Annotated in this window: 18 protein-coding genes; 8 read left to right on the forward strand and 10 right to left on the reverse strand. The window is 68.0% G+C overall.

Translation table 11 applies throughout. The features are described from left to right. The first annotated feature begins 73 nt into the window (after positions 1 to 73). From AC07NY_RS23335 to AC07NY_RS23345, 3 genes are read left to right on the forward strand one after another with little or no spacing between them, the layout of a single operon-like run. Positions 74 to 958 carry a MurR/RpiR family transcriptional regulator gene (locus AC07NY_RS23335; RefSeq protein WP_494585796.1) on the forward strand — a complete coding sequence of 295 codons (885 nt, stop codon included), beginning with the start codon at positions 74 to 76 and terminating at the stop codon, positions 956 to 958. Continuing rightward, positions 955 to 1,803, forward strand: a complete 849-nt coding sequence (locus AC07NY_RS23340) for an amidohydrolase family protein (RefSeq protein ID WP_494585797.1) — start codon at positions 955 to 957, stop codon at positions 1,801 to 1,803. The genes AC07NY_RS23335 and AC07NY_RS23340 overlap by 4 nt, the downstream gene beginning before the upstream one ends. Before the next feature lie 39 nt (positions 1,804 to 1,842). Then, the gene (locus AC07NY_RS23345) at positions 1,843 to 2,250 is read left to right on the forward strand and encodes an enolase C-terminal domain-like protein (protein ID WP_494585798.1); all 408 of its coding nucleotides are present in this window, start codon (positions 1,843 to 1,845) and stop codon (positions 2,248 to 2,250) included. A gap of 113 nt (positions 2,251 to 2,363) precedes the next feature. On the opposite strand, the gene AC07NY_RS23350 is transcribed toward AC07NY_RS23345, so the two are convergent. Continuing rightward, a complete protein-coding gene (locus tag AC07NY_RS23350) occupies positions 2,364 to 4,448 on the reverse strand; it encodes a putative bifunctional diguanylate cyclase/phosphodiesterase (RefSeq protein WP_494585799.1) in 2,085 nt (694 codons plus the stop codon). 357 nt (positions 4,449 to 4,805) lie between these two features. Here AC07NY_RS23350 and AC07NY_RS23355 point away from each other — a divergent pair, with 357 nt between their 5' ends. The 3 genes from AC07NY_RS23355 to AC07NY_RS23365 all read left to right on the forward strand — a co-directional run bounded on the left by AC07NY_RS23355 (position 4,806) and on the right by AC07NY_RS23365 (position 12,877). Continuing rightward, complete coding sequence (locus AC07NY_RS23355; protein ID WP_494585800.1) at positions 4,806 to 5,672, forward strand: LytTR family transcriptional regulator DNA-binding domain-containing protein; 867 nt, start codon at positions 4,806 to 4,808, stop codon at positions 5,670 to 5,672. A gap of 221 nt (positions 5,673 to 5,893) precedes the next feature. Further along, complete coding sequence (gene ampH / locus AC07NY_RS23360; RefSeq protein ID WP_494585801.1) at positions 5,894 to 7,054, forward strand: D-alanyl-D-alanine-carboxypeptidase/endopeptidase AmpH; 1,161 nt, start codon at positions 5,894 to 5,896, stop codon at positions 7,052 to 7,054. Then, positions 7,055 to 12,877, forward strand: a complete 5,823-nt coding sequence (locus AC07NY_RS23365) for an autotransporter domain-containing protein (protein ID WP_494585802.1) — start codon at positions 7,055 to 7,057, stop codon at positions 12,875 to 12,877. Positions 12,878 to 12,936: 59 nt separating this feature from the next. On the opposite strand, the gene AC07NY_RS23370 is transcribed toward AC07NY_RS23365, so the two are convergent. From AC07NY_RS23370 to AC07NY_RS23410, 9 genes are all read right to left on the reverse strand, one after another. Beyond that, a complete protein-coding gene (locus AC07NY_RS23370; RefSeq protein ID WP_494585803.1) occupies positions 12,937 to 13,248 on the reverse strand; it encodes a DUF2218 domain-containing protein in 312 nt (103 codons plus the stop codon). A 10-nt stretch (positions 13,249 to 13,258) separates the two neighbouring features. Then, positions 13,259 to 14,377, reverse strand: a complete 1,119-nt coding sequence (locus tag AC07NY_RS23375) for an ABC transporter substrate-binding protein (RefSeq protein ID WP_494585804.1) — start codon at positions 14,375 to 14,377, stop codon at positions 13,259 to 13,261. Continuing rightward, a complete protein-coding gene (locus AC07NY_RS23380) occupies positions 14,377 to 16,650 on the reverse strand; it encodes a TonB-dependent receptor (protein WP_494585805.1) in 2,274 nt (757 codons plus the stop codon). The genes AC07NY_RS23375 and AC07NY_RS23380 overlap by 1 nt, the downstream gene beginning before the upstream one ends. 101 nt (positions 16,651 to 16,751) lie before the next feature. Then, entirely contained in the window at positions 16,752 to 17,711 is a 960-nt protein-coding gene (locus AC07NY_RS23385) for a FecR family protein (protein WP_494585806.1), read from the reverse strand. A 96-nt stretch (positions 17,712 to 17,807) separates the two neighbouring features. Further along, positions 17,808 to 18,317 carry an RNA polymerase sigma factor gene (locus AC07NY_RS23390; protein WP_494585807.1) on the reverse strand — a complete coding sequence of 170 codons (510 nt, stop codon included), beginning with the start codon at positions 18,315 to 18,317 and terminating at the stop codon, positions 17,808 to 17,810. Between the two features lie 139 nt (positions 18,318 to 18,456). Continuing rightward, positions 18,457 to 19,533: a DUF2218 domain-containing protein gene (locus tag AC07NY_RS23395; protein ID WP_494585808.1), complete on the reverse strand. Its 1,077-nt coding sequence runs from the start codon at positions 19,531 to 19,533 to the stop codon at positions 18,457 to 18,459. After that, positions 19,526 to 21,502: a Fe(3+)-hydroxamate ABC transporter permease FhuB gene (fhuB, locus tag AC07NY_RS23400; RefSeq protein ID WP_494585896.1), complete on the reverse strand. Its 1,977-nt coding sequence runs from the start codon at positions 21,500 to 21,502 to the stop codon at positions 19,526 to 19,528. Before fhuB ends, AC07NY_RS23395 begins: the two co-directional genes overlap by 8 nt. A gap of 13 nt (positions 21,503 to 21,515) precedes the next feature. Continuing rightward, positions 21,516 to 22,406, reverse strand: a complete 891-nt coding sequence (locus AC07NY_RS23405; RefSeq protein ID WP_494585809.1) for an ABC transporter substrate-binding protein — start codon at positions 22,404 to 22,406, stop codon at positions 21,516 to 21,518. Between the two features lie 69 nt (positions 22,407 to 22,475). Beyond that, entirely contained in the window at positions 22,476 to 24,692 is a 2,217-nt protein-coding gene (locus AC07NY_RS23410; protein ID WP_494585810.1) for a TonB-dependent siderophore receptor, read from the reverse strand. A 227-nt stretch (positions 24,693 to 24,919) separates the two neighbouring features. Between AC07NY_RS23410 and AC07NY_RS23415 the strand changes: the two genes are divergently transcribed. Together AC07NY_RS23415 and AC07NY_RS23420 are read left to right on the forward strand one after the other, a co-directional pair. Then, complete coding sequence (locus AC07NY_RS23415; RefSeq protein WP_492286793.1) at positions 24,920 to 25,819, forward strand: helix-turn-helix transcriptional regulator; 900 nt, start codon at positions 24,920 to 24,922, stop codon at positions 25,817 to 25,819. A 189-nt stretch (positions 25,820 to 26,008) separates the two neighbouring features. Then, on the forward strand, positions 26,009 to 26,809 hold the full coding sequence (locus AC07NY_RS23420) for an ATP-binding cassette domain-containing protein (protein WP_494585897.1): 801 nt from the start codon (positions 26,009 to 26,011) through the stop codon (positions 26,807 to 26,809). Positions 26,810 to 26,817 lie beyond the last annotated feature (8 nt).

Below are 26,817 nucleotides of genomic sequence, written 5' to 3' on the forward strand. Positions count from 1 at the left end.
CCCTTTCGTTTCGCATCGGATTGATCCGAAAAGTGCATGCCACTTTTCGGTCCGATGCTTGAGGAGATCCGACGTGACGACGCCGTCCGACAGCCAGGTTCTCGCCACGACCATCCGCCAGCGGCTCAGCGATCTCACGCAGAGCGAGCGGCAGGCGGCGCGGACGCTGCTGTCGGATTATCCACTCGCCGGCCTGCAGGCGATCACGGCTTTCGCGACACAGGCGGAGGTCAGTCCGGCGACGATCCAGCGCCTGATCGGCCGGCTCGGTTATCCCCGCTATGCCGATTTCCAGTCGCAACTGCGCTCCGAACTCGACGAGCGCCTCAAGGGGCCATTGGTGCTGGAACGCCCGGCGCAGGACGACGGCGCGGCGGAACGGCCCTGGCTCGGCTTCGGCACGGCGCTCACCAAGCAAGTCGAGGCTTCGCTGCAGGATCTCGTGCCGTCGGAGGTGGAAGCGGTCGCGACGCTGCTCGCCACGGATGCCCGGCGCATCGTCGTCGCCGGCGGGCGCTTCACCCGTTCGGCCGCGACCTATCTGTGCACGCATCTCCAGCATATGCGCGGCGGCGTCTCGGAAATCACCGGACCGAATTCCGTCTGGGCCGATCTCTTGCTCGATCTCGGCCGGCGCGACCTGCTCGTGGTGTTCGACGTCAGGCGCTACCAGCCGGACCTCTACGCCCTCGCGAATGCCGCGCGGAATGCCGATCTGCGCATCGTGCTGGTCACCGATCCCTGGATGTCGCCGATCGCGGCGCTCGCGCATCATGTCCTGCCGGTCCGGGTCGAGGCGCCCTCGGCCTGGGACACGATCGTGCCAGCGATGGTGCTGACCGAGGCGCTGATCGCTGAAGCGCATGCGCGCGTACCGCAGGGCGGCCGCAAGCGGATGTCGGAGCTGGAGCGTCTGCGCAGCGATCTCGCAACGGCCAACAGGACGGACCGGTCATGACGCAGGAACGCGCCCTGCGCGTCGATGCGCATCACCATCTCTGGCGGCTGTCGCGCGGCGATTACGGCTGGCTGACGCCGGAGGTCGGCGCGCTCTATCGCGATGTCGAGCCGGCCGATTTCGCGCCTCACCTTGCTCGCAACGGCATCGACCGCAGTGTGGTGATCCAGGCGGCCCCGACGGTCGCCGAGACGGTCTTCCTCTGCGAGCTTGCGCGCGACAATCCCTGCATCGCCGCCGTGGTCGGCTGGGTCGATTTCGCCGATCCAGCCTCACGCGCCGATCTCGAACGGCTGAAGGAATTGCCGCCGTTCCGCGGTGTCCGGCCGATGATCCAGGACATCGCCGAGGATGCCTGGATGCTGCGCAAGGAGCTGACCCATACCTTCCGCGATCTCGTCGCGCTCGATCTCAGCTTCGACGCGCTGATCCAGCCGCGCCATCTGCCGCATCTGATCGAACTGGTGACACGTCACCCCGACCTGCGGCTGGTCATCAATCACTGCGGCAAGCCGGAAATCCGGGACTGGACACCGGGCGACGCTGATTTCCGCCACTGGGCGGAGGGGATGACCTGGCTCGCGCGCAACAGCACGGCCTTCTGCAAATTTTCGGCGATGCCGACGCGAGCCGCGGTCGGCTGGACGGTCGAAACTTTCACGCCCTATGCCGATGTCCTGCTTGGCGCCTTCGGCCCCGAGCGCCTGATGTGGGCGAGCGACTGGCCGGTGCTCGAACGCAATGGCAGCTATGACGACTGGCTGGGCGCCGCCCGCGAACTGGTCGAACCTTCGGGAGCGGACGCTGTTTTCGGCAGGACTGCTGAGCGGTTCTACCGGTTCTGACGAGACGCCGCAGCCGGCGAGCCGCTGTGGTATGACGATGTGGCGGGTCATGCGGCGCTTGTCCGCTCAACCTCGATCCCAGTCGCGCTCGGCGAGCAATTCTACAAGTTGGACGCCTTCAAGGCATTTCTGGCTGCTGGCGCCCAGACCTTTGCCCAGCCCGACGTGACCCGGCTCGCTGGCATCACCGAACACATCCAGGTCGCGGACCTCGCCCATGCATATCGTCTGTCGGTGGCGCCTCGTGCCGGCGAGATGAGCCAGGTCCATGTCCATCTCTCCGACTGGCACCCGCCTCGACGATCATCGAGGACATCCCGTGGATCAAGGATCACTTTCAGGAGCCGATCAGAGTCGAGGCCGGCATTTTGCGCGCTGCCGCAGCAGCCGGGAACAAGGGCGACGCCGCTGCCCGCCAACATGGAGCGCTACGGCAAAGGCTTGTGACCGGCGGCCGATAGCCGCGCCGCCGCAGCAAGGGCGGTACGGCAACGCAGAGAAACAACCAGCGAGGAAGCCGAGTATGGCCAGGATCGTATCCGGCAGCCGCCCAGCTGGCATCAGCGCAGGTTGCGAACGTATCTGCTCTTGTCGGCTCCGGCGGCGCCGTGAATCTGGCGCAGGGGCCAATCCTGGATGGTCTTCGGCACCTCCGCGCCGGGGCGGGGCTTCGCGTACAGGTAGCCTTGGGCGAAATCGCAGCCGACGTCCCGCAGGCGCGTCATCTGCTCGGTGTTTTCGACGCCTTCCGCGGTCACGTGAATGCCCATGGCGTGGCCGAGATTCACGATGGCGGCGACGATCGCAGCATCGCCGTCATCACAGGTCAGGTTCTGAACGAAACTCTGGTCGATCTTGATGTGGTCGACCGGGAACTGCTTGAGATGGATCAGCGAGGCGAACCCCGTCCCGAAATCGTCGAGGGCGATGGAGACGCCGGCCTTATGCAGTTCGCTCAGGATGAAGGATGCCGTCGCCGTCCGGCGCGCCAGAAAGACCGTTTCCGTGACCTCGACTTCGAAATGTACCGGGGGAACGCGGGCCTCCTCCAGAATGCGAATGATCCTGGCGGCGAGGCGCGCGTCGGAGAAATCGGCCGAAGACAGGTTGACGGCCACCCGGCCGCATTCGAGGCCCTGGTCCAGCCATAACCTGACATCGGCGGCAACCTGACGAATCATCTGCTCGCCAAGCGCGGCTGAAATGGCCTGTTCCGCGAAGACGGAACCGAAATAGGCGGGGGACAGAAGCCCCTTCTTCGGATGCTGCCAGCGCACCAGCGCCTCAAACCCGACGATCTTGCCCGTCGTGAGCGAGACCTTCGGCTGGTAGTGCGGATGAAATTGCTTCGCCGCCAGCCCGTCGCGGACCTCGCGGGCGACCGTGACGCGATGTTCCATCTTCGCGCGGGCGGCGCTGGTGAACACGGCCGCCTGGCTGCGGCCCTGCTCCTTCGCGCGGTAAAGCGCGATATCGGCGGCCTTCATCAGCTCGATCGGCTCGCGATGATGCTCCGGGAAGGCGGCCACCCCGATGCTGACCGTGGTCGAGAGCGCCCGCCCTTCCTGCTGGAAGGGGATGCAGAGGTCATCGACGATGGCCCTGGCGCGCGCGGTTGCCTCGGAAGCCCCCGAAACCTCGGCGAGCACGATGGCGAACTCGTCGCCACCCAGCCTCGCGACGGTATCCCCCTCGCCAACGAGCTTGCCGAGCCGAAGAGCCGTTTCCTGAAGAAGCAGGTCGCCGACAACATGGCCGAGGGTATCGTTGACGTCCTTGAAGTCATCGAGATCGAGCAGCAGCAGGCCGACGCCGGAGCCCGAAAGCTCCGCATTCTTCAGCGCCTCTTCGAGCCGGGACTGGAACAGCGCGCGGTTCGCCAGCCCCGTGAGCGGATCATGGTTCGCGGTCCGCCAGATGGCGTCCTCGGCCACCTTCCGGTCCGCGATATCGAAGGTGAGGCCGATGAGCCGCCGGTCATCCTTTCGCTCAGCCCTGAGCGCCACCCAGGTCTGCCTGCCGCCGGGCGCGAGATAGCGCACCTCGGTCGCGTTGCTGCCCTCGGACATGACCGAGCGCCAGAAGGCGGTCACCTTCTGCCGATCGTCGGGATGAACCCGCTCGATGAAGTCGGAGGCCGGCCCCGAGCCAATTCCGAGCAGCGCCATGGAGTTGTCGGAGCGATCGACCCACTGCGTCTCGAGGTCGAGCTCCCATGCCGCCATCTGGCTCGCCTGCAAGGCCAGCCGCAGGCGCTCCTCGCTGACGCGGATCGCGCTCTCGGCCGCCTTCCGGACGGTGATGTCGGTGAAGGTGCGGACCATTCCGCCATTGGGCAGGCGGTTGGTCCGGATTTCGAGCACGGTTCCGTCCGGCCTCTGCCTTTCGTAGTCGAGGATCTCGACGTTGATGCCCTCGTATTTGATGGCGCGAAGCAACGTCTCGGTGACCGTGCCGAATTCGCCTTGCTGCAGTTGCCATCTCTTCACGTCCTCGAAGAGCGGATTGGACCGCATCAGGTCGGAAGGCAGGCCGAGCAAGTCGATCGCACGCTGATTGCAGACGGCCACGTAACCCTGGGCATCCACCATCAGGATGCCCTGATCGACATGTTCCAAGACAGCATTCAGCAGAGTGCTGTCCATGGAAAAGGGTTGAGCATCGCCTGCAACCGTCAAATGTCGACCTCTTCCCGAGCATGGGGCCGGTCAGGATTACGGTCGAGCGCTTTCGAAATCCTAAAAGATCAAGATCGACCTGTTCCGGTCGCGCGACAAATATCTTCGCCCGGCAGTTTAGACGCGGCCGTGCTTGGGACACGGCTTTTGCCGTCGATGAAAGACCGAGCCCTGCGATGATCCGGCCCGTCTTGATTTTCCGCCGGATTGGCTGTGACTGGATCGGGCGATCGCCAACAGAAGGTCCCGTCTTGCATGGAGTGTCCAGCTCCCGCGGTCGATGCCGCCTACGAAATTCACCCGTCAACCGCCGACGGAGACGGCATGGCGCCGAGCTGGCCCTACCACGTCGCCAGGTGGCTGTTCCGGGAGCCTGTCGATATCGCGATCACCGCGGCCCTGGCCGAGATCGGCGCGCAGGCCGGAGCCGACCGGGCCTGGATGTTCGAGTACGACGCCGATCTGCTGCGCTTCCGGAACACGCATGAATGGAGCCGGCAGGGCGTCAAATCCTATGTCGAGGACCTGCAGAACACGCCGGTGGCGATGATCGCCTGGCTCCACCAGTTCCTGGCGAAGGGCCATGCCGTTATGATCAACCGCGTCGCCGATCTGCCGCGCCCGGCCCGCGCGCTCCAGGTCGAGATGCTCAGGCAGAACGACAAGAGCGTGCTCAGCGTTCCTGTCTTCCATGAAGGACGGTTGCGGGCCTGCATCGGCTTCGACGCGACCCTCACCCCCCGGCGCTGGCTCGACACGGAGATAGCTGCCCTTTTCCAGTGCGCCGACCTGATTGCCCTGGCGCGCTACGGCTCGCTTCCGGGCGGGCGCTCCCGCACCGATGCATCAAGACCGTTCGTCCCGCTGATCTATCTGCGCCGGCCGGGGCAGACCATCGGCGTCGAGCCGCAGGCCATCGTTGGCGTCCGTTCGGCGCGGGACTATGTGAAGGTCTGGCTGCAGGACGGCTCGGCCGTGCTCGACCTGCGTTCGCTGGCGCTCTGGACGGGAATGCTGCCGCCATCATCGTTCCTGCGCATCCACCGGACAGCGATCGTCAACCTGCAGCATGTCAACGGCCTCGACCGGCGCGCGGGCGAAACCTGGACGATCGGGCTCAACCGCGTGGCGGCCCCCTGGCCGGTGTCGCGTCCGTACCGCCAGGAACTGCGAAATCGTCTCGGCGTGTGAACGCCGCCGCTGATTCGCAGGGCTCCCGCCCCGATCGTTTAACTGATTTCTCACGATGAATTCGGCTCGCCGCGCCGTTCGTCGAACCTGCATGTCGGTTCGTCGAAGAGCGCTTGTCGCTCGGCGAGCGCGCGATCTCAATACGGGGATTCTGCAACGGACTTGCCCTGCCTATGCCCTTTCGCCGTTCGCCTCTTCTCAACGGCTCGAGACCGCGACGCATGATGATACGCGCGGTCACACGCTTCGCCCTTCCATTCTCGCTTGCGATCGCCGCACTCGCCGGCCCGCAGCGCGCCGTCGCTGAGGACCTCGCCCTGCGCGAGGCGGCGTCGATGGCGGGCGTCGCGATGTTCCTCAACGCGCGGGCGCCCGGCCTGATTCTGGCCGTGGTCCATGGCGAGGACAGCTTCGTAGCCGGCTATGGCGAAACGGCACCGGGGAACGGCAAGGAACCGGACGGCCGCTCGATCGTCCGTGTCGGCTCGGTCTCGAAAGTCTTCGCCACCGACGTGCTCGCTACCATGGCCGCAAGCGGGCAGCTGGCGCTGGACGCGCCGCTTGCGCGCTATGCTCCGCCCGGCAAAGCGCCGCTGGCCTTCGACGACCGGCCGATCACCTTGCTCGACCTCGCGACCCATTCGGCAGGCTTGCCGCGCGAATTGCCGGACCCGGCGACGCCGCCCGGCGAACCGAATCCGTTCACGACCTACAAGGCCTCCTATTACTGGGACTGGATCGCCGGAAACCGGCCCGCCTATCGTCCGGGTACGACCGCGATCTATTCCAATCTCGGTTACGGCCTGCTCGGTGAGGCGCTCGGCAAGGCCGGCGGCAAGCCGTTCGCCGAACTGGTCGGCGAGCGCATCGCCCGGCCGCTCGGCATGGCGGATACGAGCCTGCGCCTGTCCGATGCGCAGAAGTCGCGGCTGATGATCGGGCTCGACCCGTTCGGCAAGCCCGATCCGAACTGGGAGGCGAGCGAGGTGATGCAGGCCAGCGCCGGCATCTACACCACCGCCGACGACATGGTGCGGTGGATGCGCTGGCACCTTGCCGACGACGCCGCTGGCCGGCCGGCGCGGACGCTCGCGCATGCGCTCTGGCGGCCGCATGACGGGCTCCAGCGGCTGGTCGGCGTCGAGGCGACGGATTCAGAAGGCATGGGGCTGGGCTGGATCGTCAGCCGGCCGAAGGACCGGGTGCCGCTCCTCCTCGGCAAGAGCGGCGGCATAGGCGGCTTCATGAGCTATGTCGTGCTTTCGCCCAATCGCCGGCTCGGCATCTTCGTCGTCGCGAGCAAGGTCGATTTCGCCATGTTCGAGGGGTTGCGAACCGCCATCCGCGATCTGGCGGCCGAGCTGGTGCCGGCAGGGCCGTAAATGATCGCCCGGCTCCGCCCCGTCCACGGATCAGGCCGCTTCGCCTCCTCGACCGCGATGCTGCGCGTTCTGGCTGCGCTCGCCGGCGCCTGCGCGCCGCTTGCGCTGGCCTTGCCCGCCTGGGGGCAAGTGAGCGGCAAGGGCGGAACCGGCGGTGCCCATGGCGCCAGTCCTCCAACGGGTGGCCGCGGCGGCGGAACCGCAAGCGTAAGTGCCGGCGGTGGTGGTGGGGGCGGTGGCGGCGCCAATGCGGAGACCGGCTCCGGCTCGGGCGGGGGCAAGGGCGGCAGCGGCGCGCATGGCCACGGCGGCGGCCATGGCGGCGGAGTCAACGGCGCACCCATCCTGTCCTCGATCCCGCCCGGATATGGCGGGCATATCGGACAATCCGGCTCGGCGGGCGGATCGCCCTCGCGTGGCGGGGGCGGCGCGCCGGGACATGACGGCGGCAGCGGTGGCGGCGGCGGTGGCGGAGCCGCCGGCCTCGACTTCTCCGGCACGCTGCTGACGGCCGGCCAGACGATTAACCTGACCGGCGGCAATGGCGGCGACGGCGGGACCGGGGCGAAGGGCGGCGACTCCTACAGGGATCCCTTCATAGGGCACCGCGGCGCCGGTGGCGGCGGAGGCGGCGGAGGCGGAGGCGGCGGCTCCGGGTTGACGCTGCCTGGCGCAGGCTGGGTGGCCGACCCCTTCCTGGGCGGTATTCACTGGGTCACGCCCTCCAATCTCGTCGTGACGAGTACGAATGCGGTACTGCAAGGCGGCAATGGCGGCCGCGGCGGCAACGGTGGCAACGGTGGGTCCGGCTCCGGAGCCTATGAGACGACGATCTGCTATGGCCGCGGCATCTGCACGGTCACCGCGCGCTGGTATCCGGGCGACGGCGGGGCCGGTGGCGGCGCCGGCAATGGCGGTGCGGGCGGCGCCGGCCTGTTCTCGGCCTATGGGCGGCAGCTCAATCTCTTCGCGACGATCGCCCGCGGCGGCAATGGCGGCGACGGTGGAGGCGGCGGGGGCGGCGGCGATGCAGGCTCGACCTACGGCTACCCGATGCCACAGGCCAACCAGGGCAATCCGGGCGCCGACGGGAACGGCGGCAATGGCGGCTCCGGTATCGAGGTCATGGCGGCGAGCGGGGGCAGCACAGTCATCTCTCTGTCCTGGGACAGCCAGGCACTGGGTGGCGCGGGCGGTCGCGGCGGCCCGTTCGGCCTGCCCGGCTGGGGCGGCGACGGCATCCGCGTCACCGGTGACGCGACCGTCACCGCGGGCGGAAGCATCGTGGGCGGCAGCGGCGGCGATGCCAGAAGCACGCAGTCGGTCGGCGGCGGTGGCGCCGGCATCTTCATCGACGGCCGGGCCACCATCACCGTCCAGAACGGCGCGCAGGTCTGGGGCGGGCGCGGAGGGCTCGGGCAGGCATTCTCCAACCACCCCGGCGGCAATGGAGGCTCCGGCATCGAGGTCCTGCGCGGCGGCACGTCCCTGATCATCGCCGGAGAGGTGCGCGGTGGCGACAGCCAAGGCCCTGTCTTCGGCTCGCAAGGCGCCGCGATCGCCCTCAATGGCAGCGGCAACACGGTGGAGCTGCAGGCGGGCTACAACCTCGTCGGCAAGGTCAATGGCGGCAGCAACGCGACCCTCATCCTCGGCGGCGGCACCAATGCCGGCTTCAACCTCGCCGGACTGGGCGAGCAATATCTGGGCTTTTCGGATCTCAATAAAACGGGCGCGAGCACCTGGACGCTCAGCGGCGCCCCAACTGCCTTTCGCGGCAACATGGCGATCGGGGCGGGCGCCCTCGCCTTCGCGCCCGGCACGCAGCTGACGGCCGCGAAGGCCGGGATCGCAGAGGGTGCGGGCTCGTCCGCGGCCGTCTCGGTTGCGGGCGCCGGAGCACGATGGACCGTGGACGGGCCGCTCGTGATCGGCAACCAAGGACAGGGCAGCCTGGCGGTCTCCGCCGGAGGCAACGTCCAGGCCGGTGCGATCAGCGCTGGCGCCGCGGCCGGCGGCAGCGGCTCGATCAGCATCATCGGCAACGGCTCGCATATCGGTACCGGAGCCCTTACTCTCGGTGATGGCGGCGCGGGATCGGCACTGGTGAGCGGTGCTGGCGCGAGTCTCGCAACAACCGCCCTGACTGTCGGCAATTCCGGCAGCGGCACCCTGACCGTCATCGATGGCGGCAAGGTAAGTGCGGGCGGCAGCCGGCCCATCGAACTCGCCCGGAACGCGGGCAGCTTCGGCACCATCACTATCGGAGCGGCGGCGGGGCAGGCAGCGGCGGGCGCAGGCACACTAACCAGCGGCATCCATTTCGGCGCTGGCAACGGCCGGTTGGTCTTCAACCACAACACGCCCGGCTACACCTTCTCCCATGCTCTTTCCGGCGCCGGCGCCATCGACCTGCTCGCGGGCACGACGATTCTCTCCGCCGACAGCAGCCGTTTCTCCGGGCAGACGACGGTCGCGGCCAGCACCTTGCAGATGGCGGGCACCGCGCGCCTCGGTGGAACCGTCGCCATCGATAACGGCGGCATCGTCGCCGGCGGCGGCGGCATCGGCGCGACCACGATCAACAACGGCGGCACGCTCGCACCCTCGGGCCTGACGTCGCTCACCGTCAACGGCAACGTGACCGCCCATGGCGGCGGCACGATCAAGCCGTCCGATGACTCCCGGCTCATCGTCAACGGTACGCTGACACTCGATGCCAGCAGCAACTACGACTACCGCCTGCACGGCTATGGAGCCTCGTCGCCGGGCTCGGCGACGACGCGGGTCAATGGCAATCTCGTTCTGAACAACGCCACGCTCAATCTCGGCAGCAGTACCCAGCCCGCGATCGGCTACCATCGCGTCATCACCTATAGCGGCGCACTGAGTCCGTCGAACGGCAGTTTCATCATCGGGGCCATGCCGTCGACCGGTCCATTCGCCTACACCTATGGCGTCGATGCCTCGCAAACCGGCAAGGTCGATGTCCTCGTGACCGCCAACGGCCTGAACATCCTGCAGCTCTGGGGCACGACATCGGCTGGCGGCGCGGACGGCGTCTGGAATGCCAACGACCCGAACTGGTTCAATCTCGGCGGCGCGACGACCACGTCATGGGGCGGCGCGTATGGCGTGTTCCGCGGCCCAGGCGGCATCGTCACGCTCGACGACAGCAACGGCCCGCTCAGTGCCGTCGGGCTGCAATTCGCCGGTGGCGGCTACACGCTGACCGGGGACAGTCTCGACCTGCACGGCTACAACAATGGCGGCGTCGTCATCACGACGCCGGAAATCCGGGTGCTCGACGACGAGACGGCGCGGATCAATGCCACGATCACCGGCACGGCCGGGCTGGAGAAGACCGGCGACGGCCTGCTGATCCTGGGCGGCACGAACAACTATAGCGGCGGCACGATCATTTCGGGCGGGACCTTGCAGGTCTCGGCCGACGCCAATCTCGGCGCGGGCAGCGGCAATCTCACCCTCGACAGCGGCGCGCTTCACACCACCGCGAACATGGTGACCGGTCGGACTGTCCTGCTGCGCGGCACCGGCGCCATCGAGACGAGTTCCGGCACGACATTGACGCTGACCGGCCCGGTGAGCGGCGTTGGCGGCCTGATCAAATGGGGCGACGGCACGCTTCTCCTCACCGGCAACAACAGCTGGGCCGGCGGGACGCTGATCACCGCCGGCACCGTGCAGGCCGGCGCCGGCACGGCCTTGCCCGTGATGACCGACTGGCTATTGACCGGCGGCAAGCTCGATCTCAACGGCCATGACCTGTCGATGCGCCTGATCGCCGGCATCGGCGGCGAGATCGCGCTCGGCAGCGCCGACCTGACCGTCCGCCAGGCGGATGACAGCCTCTATGCCGGATCCATCACGGGAACCGGCCGCCTGCTGAAGGAAGGCACCGGAGCGCTGCTCCTGACCGGCGCGAACTCCTATTCCGGCGGCACGGTGATCCGCGACGGCACGCTTGCCGTCATCGCCGACACCAATCTCGGCCATGCCGGTTCGACACTCGCCTTCGACGGCGGCGGCCGGCTGGCCACGGTCGCCGACATCGCCAGCAACCGCTCGGTGACGGTTTCCGGCACGGGCACGATCGAGACCGCCGCGGGCACCGGCTTTACCCTCGGAGGCTCGATCGGCGGCAACGGCGGCCTGGTCAAGGAAGGGCGGGGAACGCTGACCCTGACCGGCAACAGCTCCGGCTTCGCCGGGTCCACCACCGTGTCCGCAGGCACGCTCGTGGTCAACGGCGCGCTCGGCGGCGGCCTCGACGTTCTGGCTGGCGGGCGGCTGCAAGGCAGCGGCACCGTGGGCCCGACCATCATCCAGGCCGGCGGGGCGATCGCCCCGGGCGACTCGATCGGCACGCTCTCCGTCACCGGCGATATCCGCTTCGAGCGGGGCGCGACCTATGAGGTCGAGGTCAGCCCGGGCGGCGCATCGAGCGACCTGATCCATGCCAGCGGCAAGGCGCGCCTCTTCGGCGGCTCGGTTGTGCATGTCGGCGAAGACGGACTGTACCGGCCGAACCAGCGCTACACCATCCTCTCCGCCGATCAGGGCGTCGAGGGCCGCTTCGACGGGGTGAGCTCCCGCTATCTCTTCCTCGATCCGCGGCTCGACTATGACGCGAACACCGTCAGCCTGACCTTGCTGCGCAACGACCTGTCCTTCGTCGCGATCGCGCAGACGCGCAACCAGGCCCAGACGGCGCTCGGCCTGCAAAGCCTCGGCGATACGCATCCGCTCTGGCTGAGCTTCACGCAGCTGCGCGACGCGGCGGAAGCGCGGCGCGCCTATGACAGCCTATCCGGGGAGATTCACGCCACGGCCAAGACCGTCCTGATCGAGGGTAGCCAGGCCGCGCGGGGCGCCGTCTCGGACCGTATCCGCGCCGTCTTCGACGGTATCGGGGCCCCGCGCATCGCGACGCTGGCCTATGCCTCCGGCCAAGGCGCCGTCGCCGCGCCGGCTCCCGAGAGCTTTGCCCTGTGGGCCCGCGGCTTCGGCTCCTGGGGACAGGCACGCAGCGATGGCAATGCCGCCTCCGTCACGCGATCGAGCGGCGGGCTTTTCGCCGGCTTCGACGTTCCCTTGGCATCGGGAGCGCGGATCGGCGCGCTGGCCGGCTATTCGCGCTCGACATTCGAGGTCGCGGGCCGCGGATCGCAGGGCACGGCGGACAATTACCATGTCGGCCTCTACGGCGGTGCGGAACTCGGCGGCTTCCGCCTGAGCGGCGCAGTCACCTATGCCTGGCATGAACTGGTGACGCGGCGCACCGCTGCCTTTTCCGGCTTCGGCGAGGCGCTGCGTTCGGACTATGACGCCCGCAGCTTTCAGGCCTTCGGCGAGATCGCCCATCGCTTCGACCTCGGCCGGGTCGCCTTCGAGCCCTTCGCCAATCTCGCCTATATCAATCTCCGCAGCGGAGACTTCGCCGAGACGGGCGGCGTCGCCGTGCTCTCCGCCAGGGCACAGAGCACGGCGGTCACCTTCGCCACGCTCGGCCTGCGCGCCGAGACGCGCTTCGATCTCGGCAACACGGTCATGCGGCTGGGCGGCACGCTCGGCTGGCGGCATGCGACGGGCGACGTGACGCCCCTGTCGCAGCATGCCTTCTCCGGCGGCGCGCCCTTTTCGATCGCGGGCACGCCGATCGCGCGCAATGCGCTGACCCTCGGAGCCAGCCTGGCGGCGAACCTGACATCCAATGCGGAGATTTCGATGGCCTATGACGGCCAGCTCGCGCAGCGAGCGAGCGATCACGCCTTCAATGCCAGGCTTGCCGTCAGGTTCTGAGCCGCAGCTTCAGCGCCCGCCTCGCGGCACCGGGCCGGCTCGCCGGTCCTTGGCGGCGCCTATGCGGACGACCCTGGCCGCCATTCGACGACCAGCGGCTCGCGGAAGGCAAAGCGCACGAGGTGGCTTGCAACCACGTCCTGCAACTGAAGCAGCGCCTCGGCATCGGGCGCGTCGAGCGCGAGGCGCAACACCTCGCCTTCCGCGAGGAGCCGGCAATCGCCGATCGAGAACCGGACGATCCCCGCCTTCTCGTCGAAACTGGCCTCGACCTTGTGGCCGAAATGCTTGCAGAGCTGCTGGAGATAGCGCGAGGCGGAGGCGGTCGCGACCTCCGCATGGCTGTGCTGCCGGCTCGATGTCTCAGTCATGAGGTTCACCTCAGCGCAGGCTCGTCCAGTAGGTGCCGTCCAGCGGCACGGGCTGGAAGCGCTGCTGCATCGTCGCCAGCAGCGCCTTCGGGTCAAGATCGGCGAAGAGCTGCGGATGCAGCCATTGCGCGAAGGCCTGCACGGCGACCACGTTGAAGGGCGAGTTGTAGAAATGGTGCCAGACGGCATGGGCGCGTCCCTGCCGGACGGGGTCGAGCCCGGCAATGCCGGTGCGCGTCAGCGAGCGGGCGAGCAGTTCGCGCGCCCGCGCCGCATCGACCCCGGGGCCGAGCGCGAGCCAGGGCGCGTCGGCGGGCTGCAAGCCGCTGCCGATCGCCGTGCCGATATAGATTTCGGGCGGATTCGAGATCAGCCATTCCAGATTGACCACGCCGGCCTCGCCCGGAATGAGATCGTCGGCGATGTTGACACCGCCGGCCGCCGTGACGAAGCGCCCCATCATGCCGCGCGTCATGGTTTCGCAGCAGCCGGTGCCGAGCCCGACCCGGCTCTCGACGAAGACGCGCGCGGGCTTGGGCTTGGCCGCAGCGAGCCGGTCCGTGACGGTGGCCAGCGCCGCCCGCCAGGCCGCGATGAACTCGGCGGCCTCGGCCTCGCGGCCGAGCAGCGCGCCGAGCAGCTCCATGGATTTCGGCGTGTTGACCAGCGGATCGCTGCGGAAATCGATGAAGACGATGGCGACGCCGGCCGCCTCCAGCGCACGGATGACCTCACCGGAGCGGGTATCCGGGCCATGGCCGTACAGGCCGAAGACCGCGACCTGCGGCGCGGCCGAGATCGCCTGCTCGATGCTGAAGGTGTCGCGCGTATTGCGCCCGATCCGCTTGACCGCGTCGAGCGCCGGGAAGCGCTCGCGATAGCGCTGGTAGCTGATCGGATCGACCGCCTCGTAATCGCCCATCATGCCGACGAGCCGCGCGACGGGATCGGCCCGGTCGAGGATGGCGAGGGCCGGCAGATGGCGCCCCTCGCCGATGATGATGCGCTCGACCTTGTCGGGCACGGCGACCGTGCGGCCGGCGAGATCGACGAGCTCCCGCCCGCTCGCCAGCGACGGCAGCAGCAGGGCCAGCAGGGCCAGCAGGGCGAGGATGCCGGCCAGGCGCATCAGAAGCGGGCCGAGGCGCTGAGCACGACTGCCCGGCCGGGCTGGTAGAGTGGCGTCACCGTGCCGAATTCCTGGCCGTAGGTGGCCCGGTCGGCATAGGTCTGGTCGAGCAGGTTCTTGACCTCGGCGCGGAAGGTCAGGTTCGGCATCTGCAGCGGCTTGTACTCGGCGAAGAGGTTGACGACCTCGTAGCCCTTGAGCGGCAGGTTGCCCGGAGCGACCTTCTTGTAGTCGCGCACGATCTCGACATCGGCGCCGACGGTCACGCCCCATTGCTTGAAGGTATGGGCCGCCGTCAAGGTGAAGACGTCGCCGATCGGGGTGGCGAGATAGGTGCCGGTATCGGAATCCGCGCGCTGGCCGTCGATCCGGACATCGACGCTGGCATATTTGCCGCGGATATAGCCGTCCTCCCAGGCATAGCCGAGGCCGATCTCGTAGCCCTGCGACTCGATCTCACGCGCCAGCGTGGCGCTGGCGACGGCGAAGCGGGCGGCGCGGGCATTCTCGAGCTCGGTGCGGAAGACCGAGCCTTCCAGGGTGAAGCCGTTCCAGCGCCCGACGAGGCCGGCGATCACGTTGTCCGAATGGACCGGCCGGACGCCGCGGCCATAGCGCCAGGCGGTGTTCATGATGAAGTTCTCGGCCAGCTGCACGCCGCCCCAGACATGGGAATAGCCGGCGCGAACGGTCAGGTGCTCGGGGATGAGGTCGAACTCGGCCGAGATGTTGCGCGACAGGCCGGAATTGTCGAATTCCTCCCCGGTCGTGCCGGTGAACCATTGCCGGTCGCCACGCAGGCCGAAGGACAGGCGCATGCGCTCGAACGGCTTCAATCGCGCCTGCGCGTAGATGCCGAGATTGCTGGCCTTCTCGCTGGCGCGGAAGTTGCGGTCCTTGTAGAGCGCCTTGTCCTTGTAGAAGTCGACGCCGGCGACGACGTTGCCGAACTCGCCGAAGCCGAAGCGGTTCTCGAACTTGCCGTTGAAGCTGTCGGTGACGCCGGTGCCGGGATAGGTAACGGGCAGCGGATTGCTGCCCACAGGCCGCTCGAAGATCGGCGTGTCCACGTCGGTGCGGCTATAGGCGATGACGGCCTTGGGGTCCCACAGGCCGATCGGCGAGGTGCGGCTATAGGTGAAGACCGTGTTCTGCCGGTCGATCTCGTAGCGGCGGACGCGCGGCTCCCAGGCCGGGCGGCCGGTGATGAAGCCGATATTGCCGCGGAAGGGCCGGATCGCGTCGTCGCGGACGCGCTCATGGCTGATCTGGAAACGGTCGCCGGTGGGAGCTTCCCAGCCGAGCTTGAAGAGCCCGCTCAGCAGGTCCGTCTTGGTGCCGAGCACCTCGCGGCCGTCGCCGGCCTTGTAGTTGTCGCCCTTGCCGATCGTGCCATAGGCCAGAAAGTCGAAGCCCTCGTAGCGGCCATAGCCGGACAGGCTGTTGGTGAAGACCGAGCCGTTGGTGTTGAACTGCGTCTTGGCGAAGGCGCCGACGCCGTTGCCACTGAGAAAGTCGCGCGCGTCCTTGGTCTCGTAGGCGATGGCGCCGGCCAGTGCGCCGGGGCCGGCATCGGCCGGGGCCACGCCGGCATCGATCCGTGCCGCCTTGAGGAAGGAGGGATCGATCAGCGTCGTGCCGTTATGGTGGAAGACCTTGTTGTTCTGCCGGCTGCCGTCGATGGTGACGGCGAGATTGGTCTCCTCGACGCCGTTGACATAGACCTTCTGCGACATCGGCGTGGAGCCGCCGACCTTCACGCGCGGCTCGCCGCCGAAGACGTCGCGGATGTCGGTCGGGTTCCGTCGCTCGAGATCGCGCGGGCCGATCAGGATCTCGGCGACGCCGCCGCGCGCCAGCGGGTTGCCGGCGACGTCGATCGTGTCGAGCGCGATGGCGCCTTCCGGAACCGCTCCGCCGGCAGCGCCGGCAGATCCCGCGGCACTGACCGTCACGCTGGTCGCGCTGGTGAAGCGGAAATTGAGGCCGGTTCCGGCCAGCAGCCGGGACAGGGCCGCTTCCGACGAGAGGGCACCATTGACCGCGGCGGAGCGCTTGCCGGCGGTAGCGGAGGCCGGAGCGACGACCGCGACGCCGGTCTGGCGCGAAAAGGCGATCAATGCGGAGGAGACGGGCTGGGCGGGGATGTCGAGCGTCCGGGCGGATTGCGCCATCGCCGGCATGGTAACGATTCCCGCCGCCAGAGCGGTTCCGCACAGCGCCGCAGCCAGTCTCGCCTGGCGGACAAGCCGCGCTCCGACCCGAATACCCATTGTCGATCCCCAGAACATTGCGAGGGTCGAGACGATTCCGGCCCTCGCAAGGGTAAGACGCCGGCGGCGGCCGGACTCATTAGTGCACTGCGGAAAAATTTTCAGACGGGAAGAAGCAGCGTCAGCCAGGCGAAGGGACGGACCACGCGCAAACCCAGGCCGCCGGCGAGCATATCCAGCCCGCCTGACGGGTCGCTCGCATCGAGCACGGCCGTCACGCGGCGCTGGCCCGCTTCCCGTGACAGGATGCCGATGCGCCCGCCGCCATAGCGCTCGAGATCGGCGACAGCCTCCGCCAGCCGGACATCGTGGAAGACCAGCCGGCCCCGGCGCCAGTCACCGATCTCGCCGGGATCGAGCGGCCCCGGCGGCGAGATGGTCTCGCCCTCGTAGCCGACGCCCTGCCCCTGGCCGACGACGACACCGGCCGCGCCGGGCACCTCGACCTTGACCCGGCTTTCATCGACCGCGACCGCGACCGCCGCGCCCAGCCCAAGCTTGACGTCGAAGGCCGTGCCGAGTGCCGTCACGGTGCCGCCCCGCGCCGCCACCGAGAACGGCCGGGCCGGATCTTTCGCGACGGTGAAGAAGGCCTGGCCGGAGACGAGCCTGATCATCCGGCGCGAGCCGGTCAGGTCGACATCGATCGCAGAAGCCGGTGCGAGCTCGACCTGCGAGCCGTCGGCGAGCGCGATGATACGGCGCTCGCCGGCCAACGTCCGAAAATCCGCGAACCGGCCGGATTGGGCGAAGATGCCCAGGATGCCCGCGGCCAGCACCAGCGATGCCGCGAGGGCGAAAGCAACCTGCCGCCAGCGCCTTGGCCTCGCCGGAACGGCCGCGTGAACGGGGCGCGCGGCCTCAGCCGCCTTCAGGGGCCTGAGATGGTCGAGATCGGACCAGAGCATTTCGAGCTCCGTCCAGGCCCGCGCATGATCGGGGCTCGCCGTCAGCCAGGCATCGAAACCCCGGCGCACGGCCGCATCGGCCTCGCCATCGCGGAGCCGCACGAACCACTGCAAGGCCTGCTCGTCCGGTGTTTCCTCAGCCTGATCTGCCATCGCCCTATCCCGAGCCGAATCCACCCTTGCGGCCGAGGGCCGCTCTGGCAACCGGACGAAGCCTTTCTCAATAGACGATCCGCGCCGCCGGATGCATTAGTCGGAATTGCGGAGCGCGGCGCGCAGGCTTCGCATGGCATTCGCGAGATGGACCATGACGGTGTTGCGGGCAATGCCGAGCCGCAGGCCGATCTCGACATAGCTCAGCCCCTCATACTTGTGCAGCAGCAGGACTTCGCGGCTTCGGGGCGGCAACTCCTCGATCGCCCGGCGCAAGCGCCTGTCGCGCTCGCCTGCAAGCAGCTGTCCTTCGAGGGAGGTCGTATCGTCGCTCACCGCCGGAGCCTCGGGCGGCAATGGCTCGAACAGGGCGGTATGGCGCTGCTGGCGGCGCCAGTGATCGACCGCCATCGTGTCGGCCGAGCGGCGCAGATAGGCGCCGGGATCGCGCAATTCGGCGGGCGGCGACCGGAGCAGGCGCAGGAAAATGTCCTGCACAGCGTCGGAAGCCTGCTGCGCATCGAGCCCGCGCCGGATCAGCCGTAGCTGCAGCTTGTGCTGCTCGGCGGCATAGATCGCAGCGATTCCGGCTGTCTTGTCGCTCATACCCGCGCGGCTCGTGGCTGGAGCCGCGCTTATGCTGGCAAGAGCAACAGAATAACAAGCAAAAATGCTGCAAGATCAATAGATTAGATCGATCCTAATTTAAGACTGAGAACCTTCGGGGCTTCATACACCACCGCGACTACTCGCCGTGATCGTGAGCGTCGGCATGGCCGCGGCGCCAATAGGCGGCGACGAGATGCCGGTCCTTCGGCAGCTTCCATGCGCTGCGCAGATGCTTGCGGATCGCCCGTGCCGCGGCCTGCTCGCAACCGACGAAGACGAAGGGATTGCCGCCTTCCGGCGGAGTGACGTCCATCACGGCTTGCGGCAGCAGGTCAGTGGTCCCGGCCGGCGCTTCGCCGCGATGGAGCCAGGTGACGTCGAGCGCGGCGTGCGAGGACAACTCCTGCTGCTCGGCGCGATCGGCGACCTCGATGACGATGCTGGCGCGGGCCGTGGCGGGCAATTCGGCAGCGATCCGGGCGATCGCCGGCAATGCGGTTTCGTCGCCGCAGAGCAGATACCAGTCGGCCGCAACGACATCGCCGCCGCCCGGCCCGAGCAGGCCGACCCGATCGCCGGGCATCGCATTGCGGGCCCAGGTCGATCCCGGCGATGAATCGTGCAGCACCACGTCGATGGCGAGTTCCTGGCGCCGATGATCGATGAAGCGGATCGTGTAGATGCGCCTGATCAGCTCGTCCGCGCCTGACGGCCAGATGACGCGATTGTCCGGCCCGACGCCCGGCCAGATCGGCTCGCGCCCCGACGGCGGAATCAGCACGCTGACATGCAGGCCGCCGCTCTCGAAATGGGCGGTGTCCTCGCAGGCCAGGATAACGCGCCGCATCGCCGGTGTGATGTCATAGGCACCGCGCACCACCGCCTCGCGAAAATACGGAATCCGCGGCTGCTCGGGCAAGCTGCCGCGCCAGCCGACTTGAAGGGCCTCGCCCTCGGCGAATTCATGCAAGTGCTCGGCGACCGAGGAGGTGACGACGAAGAGATAGGTCTCGTTCGGGCTCAACACGGCGATGTCGAGGGCACCATCGGCGGCGCAGAGCTCCACGGCACCGAAGCGGCCTTCGAGGCGGGCACCGCTGTCGCGACGCGTCACCGTGCCGTGCTCGACGAAATGCGCGCAAAGCCGCTCCAGCATCGCTCCGGAATCGCGCAACGCGACGCGCGCATCGGCGCGCAGTTCGGGCTCAGCCATGGCGGCTGCCTCCACGGTTCAAGAGCCAGATCAGGTAAGGCCCGCCGATCAGCGCGGCGAAGAGCCCGACCGGGACCTGGTAGGGAAAGACGACGAGCCGCGCGAGCCAATCGGCGAGGATCATCACGCCGCAGCCGATCAGCATGGCGGCGAGCAACTGGTCGCGGCTGCGGGCGAAGCCGGCGAGGCGGGCGAGATGCGGCGCGATCAATCCGATCAGGCTGAGCGGACCGACCAGAAGCGAAGCCACCGCCGTTGCCAGCGCGGCCATGGCGGCAAGGCAGACACGGCTGCGCTCGACCGCAAGCCCGAGGCTGCGGCTCGTCGCTTCGCCGAGCGGCAGCAGGTCGAGCCAGCGGATCGCGAGCAGGAGCGGCAGGATCAGGGCGATGCAGGCGATCAGGCCGGTCCAGGCCTCGAACGGACCGGCCCTATTGGTCGAGCCGGAGAGCCAGACCAGCAGCATATAGGCGCGCAGGTCGCCCTGGGCCATCGCCGTCGAGACCACGGCCATACAGAGCGCCCCCATGGCGATGCCGGCGAGCAGCAGGCGTTGCGGGCCGATGCCGGGGCGCGCGGCGAAGAGCAGCATGACGACGAGCACCGTAAGCGAGCCACCGGCGATACCGGCGAGAATCGCGAAGGGGCTGGCCGGCATCAATGTGAGTGCAAGCAGCAACCCGACGCCGCCGCCGGCGCTGACGCCGAGCACCTCGGGGCCAGCGAGCGGATTGGCGGTCAGGCGCTGCATCAGGCAGCCGGCCGCGCCGAGGAGCGCGCCGGCTGCGCCCGCAGCAGCAAGGCGAGGCCCACGAAACGGCAGCAGGTCCCAGAACAGCGTACCTGTCGCCCAGCCCCAGCCCTGGGGTCCACGTCCGAGCACGAGGCCAAGCGTTGCCACCATCGCAATCAGGACGGCGAGCGGAACGAGGGAGTGAAGCGATCGCGCCTGCCGATCCGATCGCCACGGGACATCACTGGCCTGTGGCGGCTGGGTGGGCGGGACCCGCCGCATCAGCCAGAGCAGGAGCGGCCCACCGAACAGGGCCGTCGCCGCGCCCGTCGGCGCGAGATCGTTGAAGCCCGAGCCGAGGAGCTGCACAGCGCTATCGGTGATCGAGAGCAGCAGGGCGCCGAGCGCCGGTGCCGCCAGCAGCACCTGGCGCGGGGTGCGGGCGCCGAGCTCACGCGCGAGCGCCGGAGCGGCAAGGCCGACGAAACCGAGCACCCCGACCTCGGCGGTGACGCTCGCCGCCAGCCAGATCGCGATGCCGAGCACGGCGAGCCGCGCCGCGTGCAAGGTCAGCCCCAAGCCGCGCGCGACATCCTCGTCGAGGCCGAGCAGGGCGAGCGGGCGCAGCAGCAGCGCCGCTGCGATGGCGCTCAGGGCCAGGCGCGGTGCCAGCGCGAGGACGGCGTCCCAGCTCTGCTGGTTCAGCGATCCGGCGCCCCAGATGAAGAGCGACAGCACATATTCGCCCTTGGCGAGAATGACCGTCGCGCTCGCGGCCGCCGCGACGAGCGAGACGACCATGCCGGACAGGACCACGGTCATCGGATCGAGCCCGCGCCGCCAGCTCAGGCCGAGCACGAGCGCGACCGCTGCAAGAGCGCCGGCCAGCGCCACGCCCTCACGCGAGAAGGCGATCAGCGCGGGCGCATAGGCCGAGGCGATGGTGAGCGCGAGCTGCGCGCCCGACGCGATGCCGAGCGTCGAGGCATCCGCGATCGGATTGCGCAGCACGCGCTGCAGCAGCATGCCCGCGAGCCCGAGCGCCGCGCCTGATATCAGCGCGGTCACAGCCCGCGGCATCAGGCTGTGCCAGAGCAGGATGCTGTCGAGCGTTCGCGCCAGCTCCGGCGAAGCCGGCAGCGACGGTCGCGTCGCAACCACCGCCGCGAGCAATACGGCTGCCGTCAGTGCAGCGAGAGCCCAGATGCCGGGTCGCCCGCCCAACTGGCGGCGCATGGGAGCGGCAGCCTCAGCCACGCGCCGCCTCCGCCGCGATCAGGGCCTCGGTCAGGAGCCGCGCGAAGCGCCGCGCCGCCGGCAGGCCGCCATAGGGATTGATCGAGCCGATCTTCAGGAGCCGGCCTTCGCGCAGATTGGGCAGCGCATTCCAGAAGGCGCTGCGCGCGAGGGTCTCCATGGCACCGGGCGGCACCGGCGGGATCAGGGCGATATGCGCTTCCGGCACGCGGGCCAGCGCTTCCAGCCCGATCGGCGCCATCGCGGAATAGCTGGTGTGGTCCGCCCAGGCATTGGCGAGGCCGAGCCGTTTCAGCACCTCGCCGAACATACTGTCGTCTCCGAAGACGCGGAAATGCCTGGCGTCGCCGAGATTGACGGGAATGACGGAGCGCGTCGCCAAGGGCTTCAGTCTGTCGCGCAAGCCGGCGAACTCAGCCTCGGTCTCGGCAATGTAGCGTTCGGCAACCGCAACGACGCCAAGGCGCTCGCCGATGGCCCGCGTCATCGCGACCGCCGGCTCATAGGGCGGACGGCCCGGCGCGTAGACCGAGAAGCTTTCGACCGGCGCGATCCGGCGCAGGCGCGGCTCGGAGCCGATATAGAAGCTCGATGACAGGATCAGGTCCGGCCGCGACAGCAGAAGCAGCTCGAAATTGACCGTGCCGCGCAGGCCGAGATCGGCGACAGTTTCGGGCACCGCAGGCTCGACGGCGATCTCGCGGAACTGGCGCAATTCCGGCGCGGCGACGGGCGGAAGGCCGAGCGCGAGCAGGGTCTCCAGCACCGACCAATCGACGGTCGCGACGCGCACCCCAGCCGCGCGGGCCGATCGGGATGCTCCCGCTGCCGCGATCAGCGCCAGCGCGGCGCGGCGCGTCGGATATGCCGAGAAACCGGTCATGCGTGCGGACCTACCACAACGGAAAGCCGCAGCGCAGGGCTGCGGCCTCCAATGCGTCGCCAGCGAGCCTCACCAGCGATAGTTCGCGGAGACGGTGACGGTGCGGGCATCGCCATAGCTGCAGCTCGAAAAGTCCTGGCAGCTCTTCACATAGGCCTTGTCGAAGAGGTTGGTGACGTTGACCGCCAGCCCCCAGTTGCCAAGCTTGTAGCGGATCGCGGCATCGACCAGCGTCGCGCCGGGTACTTTCAGGGTGTTGGCGTTGTCGGCCCAGGACTTGCCGACATAGCGGACGCCGGCGCCGAGGCTCAGCCCCTTAAACGCGCCTTCGGTGAAGGTGTAGTCGGCCCAGCCGGATGCGGTGATCTCCGGCACGATGAAGGGCGTCTTGCCGACCAGCGACGGGTCGGTGTGCTTGCTGATCTCCAGGTTGAACGCCGTCAGCGCGGCCAGCACCTTCAGGTTCTCGGTGAGATTGGCCTTTGCCTCGAACTCGACGCCGCTCGAGGTGACCTGGCCGAGCTGCTGCTGGGCGAAGGCGTTGAAGAAGGTCGGCGCGGGAACGAGGACATTGTCCTTGACGATATGGAAGACCGAGGCGGTGAAGAGCGCATCGGCGAAGGTCGGCTTGTACTTGACGCCGGCCTCAACCTGCCAGCCCTTCTCGGGCTTGAAGGGCAGGAAGACGCCGGGCGTCCCGGTCGAGGTGCCGTCGAAGACCGGATTGAAGAAACTCGCGACGCTGGCATAGGGCGTCATGCCGTTCGCGAACTCGTAAGCGAGGCCGGCGCGCCCGCTGAAGGCGCCTTCCCGATCGTCATAGCTCGGCGAGAAGGCGAGCGTGGCCGGGCTCACCGACTTCTTCTCGGCATAATCGTAGCGCCCGTTGAAGGTCGCCAGCCAGCCGCCGCCGAAGCGGATCTGGTCCTGCAGGTAGACGCCGACCTGGTGGTGCTTCAGCTTCTGGTCGAGATAGACGAAGCTCGCCCCCTGCGGCGCGCCATAGACCGGGTTGGTGACGCTGATCGTCGTCGCGCCGCCCGACGCCTGGACATGGTCGATCTCGAAATACTTGTAGTCGAGCCCGACCATCCAGGAATGCTGCAGCGGCCCGGTATCGAACTTGCCTTCGAGGCGGTTGTCGATGGTGAAGGTGTTGACCTTCGTGTTTTCCTGGAAGCCGATGCGATAGAGCCGGTAGTCCGGCGCCAGCGGCTGGAAGCGGTTGCCGAAGGGCGCGTCGGGCCCGGCATAGCCATAGCCGTAGGGGCCGAGCTGGGAGCCGCGCATCTGGCCGTAGCGGGCGTTCTGCGAGAAGGTCACGCCGCCGAAATCATGCTGGAACTCGTAGCCCAGCATGGTCGTGACGCGCTTCTGGCTGTCGATCGAGGGCTCGCCGAAGAAGGCGTCGCGCCGGATCTTGCCGAAGGGCGCGTTCACCACCGTGCCGACATAGGGCAGGAAGCCGCCGCCGGAATGGACCTGGTCGAGATAGCTATAGGCGCCATAAGCGGTGATGCGGGTGGCGCCGTTCGGCTGATAGGTGATCTGCGGCATGATCGTGCCGCGGAAATCCTTGGAATAGTCGGTGTACTGGTCGCCGCCCGAGAGCTTGCCGGTGAGGCGCGTGCTCCAGACGCCCTGCTTGTCGCTCATGCCGACATCGATGCCGAGATAGGCATTGCCGAAATTGTTGATGCCGGTCTCGACATAGCCGAAATTCCGGCCGTTCGGCCGCTTGCTGACGAGGCTGACGATGCCGCCGGGATTGGAGCCGCCATAGAGCACCGAGGCCGGGCCTTTGAGCACCTCGACCCGCTCCAGCATGAACGGGTCGATCTGGAAGCCGCCGAAGCCGTAGGAAAAAAGCTGCAAGCCGTCGAGATAGACGCCGGTCTGGGTCGCCTGGAAACCGCGCACGAAGAACCAGTCCGTGTCGGGATCGGAGCCGAAGGGCTGCGCCTGGACGCCGGCGGTGTAACGCAGCGCCTCGTCGACCTTGAGCGCCTTGCGATCGTCGAGTTCCTCGCGGCCGATGACCGAGACCGATTGCGGGATCGCGGTGATCGGCGTGTTGCTCTTCGAGCCGGTGGCCGAGCGCGTCGCGACATAGCCGGTGACGGGGCCCGCCGCCTTTTCGCCCTGGCCTTCGACGGTGATCGTATCGAGCTGGACGGTCGGGCCGGGCGCTGACTGCGCGAAGGCGACCGCCCCGTATAGCATCGCACCCAAAGAAACAGTCGAACGAAGAACAAAGTTCTTATTCATGTCTCGCTTATAGCACATGGCCAGACCAAGCCCCAATATTGTGTGCCTTATGAGAATTGCTCAAACTTAGAACCATTCAAAATATGGGCACTGCTTTGCATGGCGACGTATCACTGCTAAGTAATAGGGGATTGATCGTTCCTGTCATCCATTGAACGTTCCTGGGCAGGCAGGCCAATTGCGCTCTTTGCGTTGCATTTTGAACACGCGCATCGGCGCGATGATCCGGCCGCAGGAGGGTCAGGATGGGTTTCCAGCCAGGCATGCGATCCGTCCGCGAAGGCATCAGCGTGATCGGCTCGCTCAAATGCCGCAGCTGGAACGGCGTCATCGCGGATCTCTGGCAGGCCGAGTGCCAGGCCGGTGCCACCGGCGAGTACGTCTCGGATCATCCGCGGCTGTTCATCGTGCTCGACAAGGTCGGCGGCAGTTTCGAGACGCGGCTCGACCCGTCGGAGCCGGGCGTCTCGCCACGAGGCGGCGCCCATTCGATCAGCTTCATGCCTGCCGGCGTGCCGGTCTGGGGGCGCACGCAGCAGCGCATGCGCATCCGCCATCTTGACCTGCATTTCGATCCGGCCAGCGTCAGCGAGCGCCTCGGCGAAGCCCTGTCGCCCGAGTTGCTGCGGCAGCCGCGCATCATGTTCTCGAACGAGCGCATCCAGACGCTGGCGCGGCTGATAGCCGGCGAATGCGCCGAGCCCGATGCCCGGCACGACCTCTATGGTGACGGGCTCGTCATGGCCGTGCTGATCGACCTGTTCGGCGTCAGGCGCGAGGCGCCGCGCCGCCGGACGCCCTTGACCAGCCGACAGCTCAGGACTGTCACGGACTATATCGCCGAGCATGCGGCCGGCACGATCCGCCTGCAGGATCTCGCCGGGCTCGTCGGCCTGTCGCAATCCCATTTCAGCCACGCCTTCAAGGCCTCGACCGGACTGCCTCCGCATCAATGGCAGCTGAAGGCCCGCATCGAGCAGGGCCAGCGACTGCTCGCGGCCGGCGACCGGTCGCTGACCGAGGTCGCGGTCGAGGCCGGGTTCTCGGACCAGGCGCATTTCACCCGCGTCTTCCGGCGCATGGTCGGCGAGACGCCGGCTGCCTGGCGGCGCGGCACGCTGGAAAAAGCGCTGATGTTGGATTGAAGCGCGCAAGCGCCCAAAGCTTCCTGCAGAGCCTCGATGCCTGCGCCCATCTTTCGCCGTCGACGGCTGCGGTGTAGGGCAAGGCGACTTCCAGCAGCCGAATGTCTTCCCAAGGCGAACCGGACCATGGACAACATGCTTTCCACACCCGCCCGGGCCGATGGCCTGCTGGCTGAAAGGGCCTTGTCGATGGCCGCCGGTACCCCGCTTGGCGACGGCAACCTGTTCGATCTCGACAGCGTCTCCTTCGCCGTGCCCGGCCGCGTGCTGCTGGAGCCGCTGACACTCTCGCTCCCCACGCGACAGGTCATCGGCCTGATCGGCCATAACGGCTCGGGCAAGTCGACGCTGCTCAAGCTCCTCGCCCGCCAGCAGGCCCCGACGGCCGGAACGCTCCGTTTCGAGGGCACGACGCTCGATGAGTGGAGCAGCCGCGGCTTCGCCCGCAAGGTCGCCTACCTGCCGCAGCAGACGCCGGCCTCCTCCGGCATGCTGGTCAAGGAGCTCGTCGCGCTCGGCCGCTATCCCTGGCATGGCGCGCTCGGCCGCTTTGGCACCAAGGACCGCGAAAAGGTGGCCGAAGCCATGGCGCTGACCGGCGTCGAGGCCTTCGCCGACCGGCTGGTCGATACACTCTCGGGCGGCGAGCGCCAGCGCGTCTGGATCGCAATGTTGATCGCGCAGGACGCCGAATGCCTGCTGCTGGACGAGCCGACCTCGGCGCTCGACATTGCCCACCAGATCGAGGTGCTCTCGCTGGTGCACGATCTCTCGGCGAAAAAGGGGCTCGGTATCATCGTCGTGCTGCACGACGTGAATATGGCGGCACGGTTCTGCGACGAGATCATCGCGCTGCATTCCGGCAAGCTGATCGTCAGGGGAACGCCGGACGCGGTGATGACGCCGCAGCAGCTTGCCCGTATCTACGGCGTCGAGATGAGCGTCATCGCCCATCCGCAGACACAGCGGCCGATCGCCCTCCCTGCCTGAGAGCGATC

The sequence above is a fragment of the Allobosea sp. GW821-FHT09G06 genome (assembly GCF_059416005.1).

What these genes read in the sequence shown, in the direction of transcription:
- AC07NY_RS23340 (WP_494585797.1), top strand. Translation starts at nt 955, where the DNA reads ATGACGCAGGAACGCGCCCTGCGCGTCGATGCGCATCACCATCTCTGG.
- AC07NY_RS23350 (WP_494585799.1), bottom strand. Translation starts at nt 4,448, where the DNA reads ATGGACAGCACTCTGCTGAATGCTGTCTTGGAACATGTCGATCAGGGC.
- AC07NY_RS23355 (WP_494585800.1), top strand. Translation starts at nt 4,806, where the DNA reads ATGGCGCCGAGCTGGCCCTACCACGTCGCCAGGTGGCTGTTCCGGGAG.
- ampH (WP_494585801.1), top strand. Translation starts at nt 5,894, where the DNA reads ATGATGATACGCGCGGTCACACGCTTCGCCCTTCCATTCTCGCTTGCG.
- AC07NY_RS23365 (WP_494585802.1), top strand. Translation starts at nt 7,055, where the DNA reads ATGATCGCCCGGCTCCGCCCCGTCCACGGATCAGGCCGCTTCGCCTCC.
- AC07NY_RS23370 (WP_494585803.1), bottom strand. Translation starts at nt 13,248, where the DNA reads ATGACTGAGACATCGAGCCGGCAGCACAGCCATGCGGAGGTCGCGACC.
- AC07NY_RS23375 (WP_494585804.1), bottom strand. Translation starts at nt 14,377, where the DNA reads ATGCGCCTGGCCGGCATCCTCGCCCTGCTGGCCCTGCTGGCCCTGCTG.
- AC07NY_RS23380 (WP_494585805.1), bottom strand. Translation starts at nt 16,650, where the DNA reads ATGGGTATTCGGGTCGGAGCGCGGCTTGTCCGCCAGGCGAGACTGGCT.
- AC07NY_RS23385 (WP_494585806.1), bottom strand. Translation starts at nt 17,711, where the DNA reads ATGGCAGATCAGGCTGAGGAAACACCGGACGAGCAGGCCTTGCAGTGG.
- AC07NY_RS23390 (WP_494585807.1), bottom strand. Translation starts at nt 18,317, where the DNA reads ATGAGCGACAAGACAGCCGGAATCGCTGCGATCTATGCCGCCGAGCAG.
- AC07NY_RS23395 (WP_494585808.1), bottom strand. Translation starts at nt 19,533, where the DNA reads ATGGCTGAGCCCGAACTGCGCGCCGATGCGCGCGTCGCGTTGCGCGAT.
- fhuB (WP_494585896.1), bottom strand. Translation starts at nt 21,502, where the DNA reads ATGCGCCGCCAGTTGGGCGGGCGACCCGGCATCTGGGCTCTCGCTGCA.
- AC07NY_RS23405 (WP_494585809.1), bottom strand. Translation starts at nt 22,406, where the DNA reads ATGACCGGTTTCTCGGCATATCCGACGCGCCGCGCCGCGCTGGCGCTG.
- AC07NY_RS23410 (WP_494585810.1), bottom strand. Translation starts at nt 24,692, where the DNA reads ATGTGCTATAAGCGAGACATGAATAAGAACTTTGTTCTTCGTTCGACT.
- AC07NY_RS23415 (WP_492286793.1), top strand. Translation starts at nt 24,920, where the DNA reads ATGGGTTTCCAGCCAGGCATGCGATCCGTCCGCGAAGGCATCAGCGTG.
- AC07NY_RS23420 (WP_494585897.1), top strand. Translation starts at nt 26,009, where the DNA reads ATGGCCGCCGGTACCCCGCTTGGCGACGGCAACCTGTTCGATCTCGAC.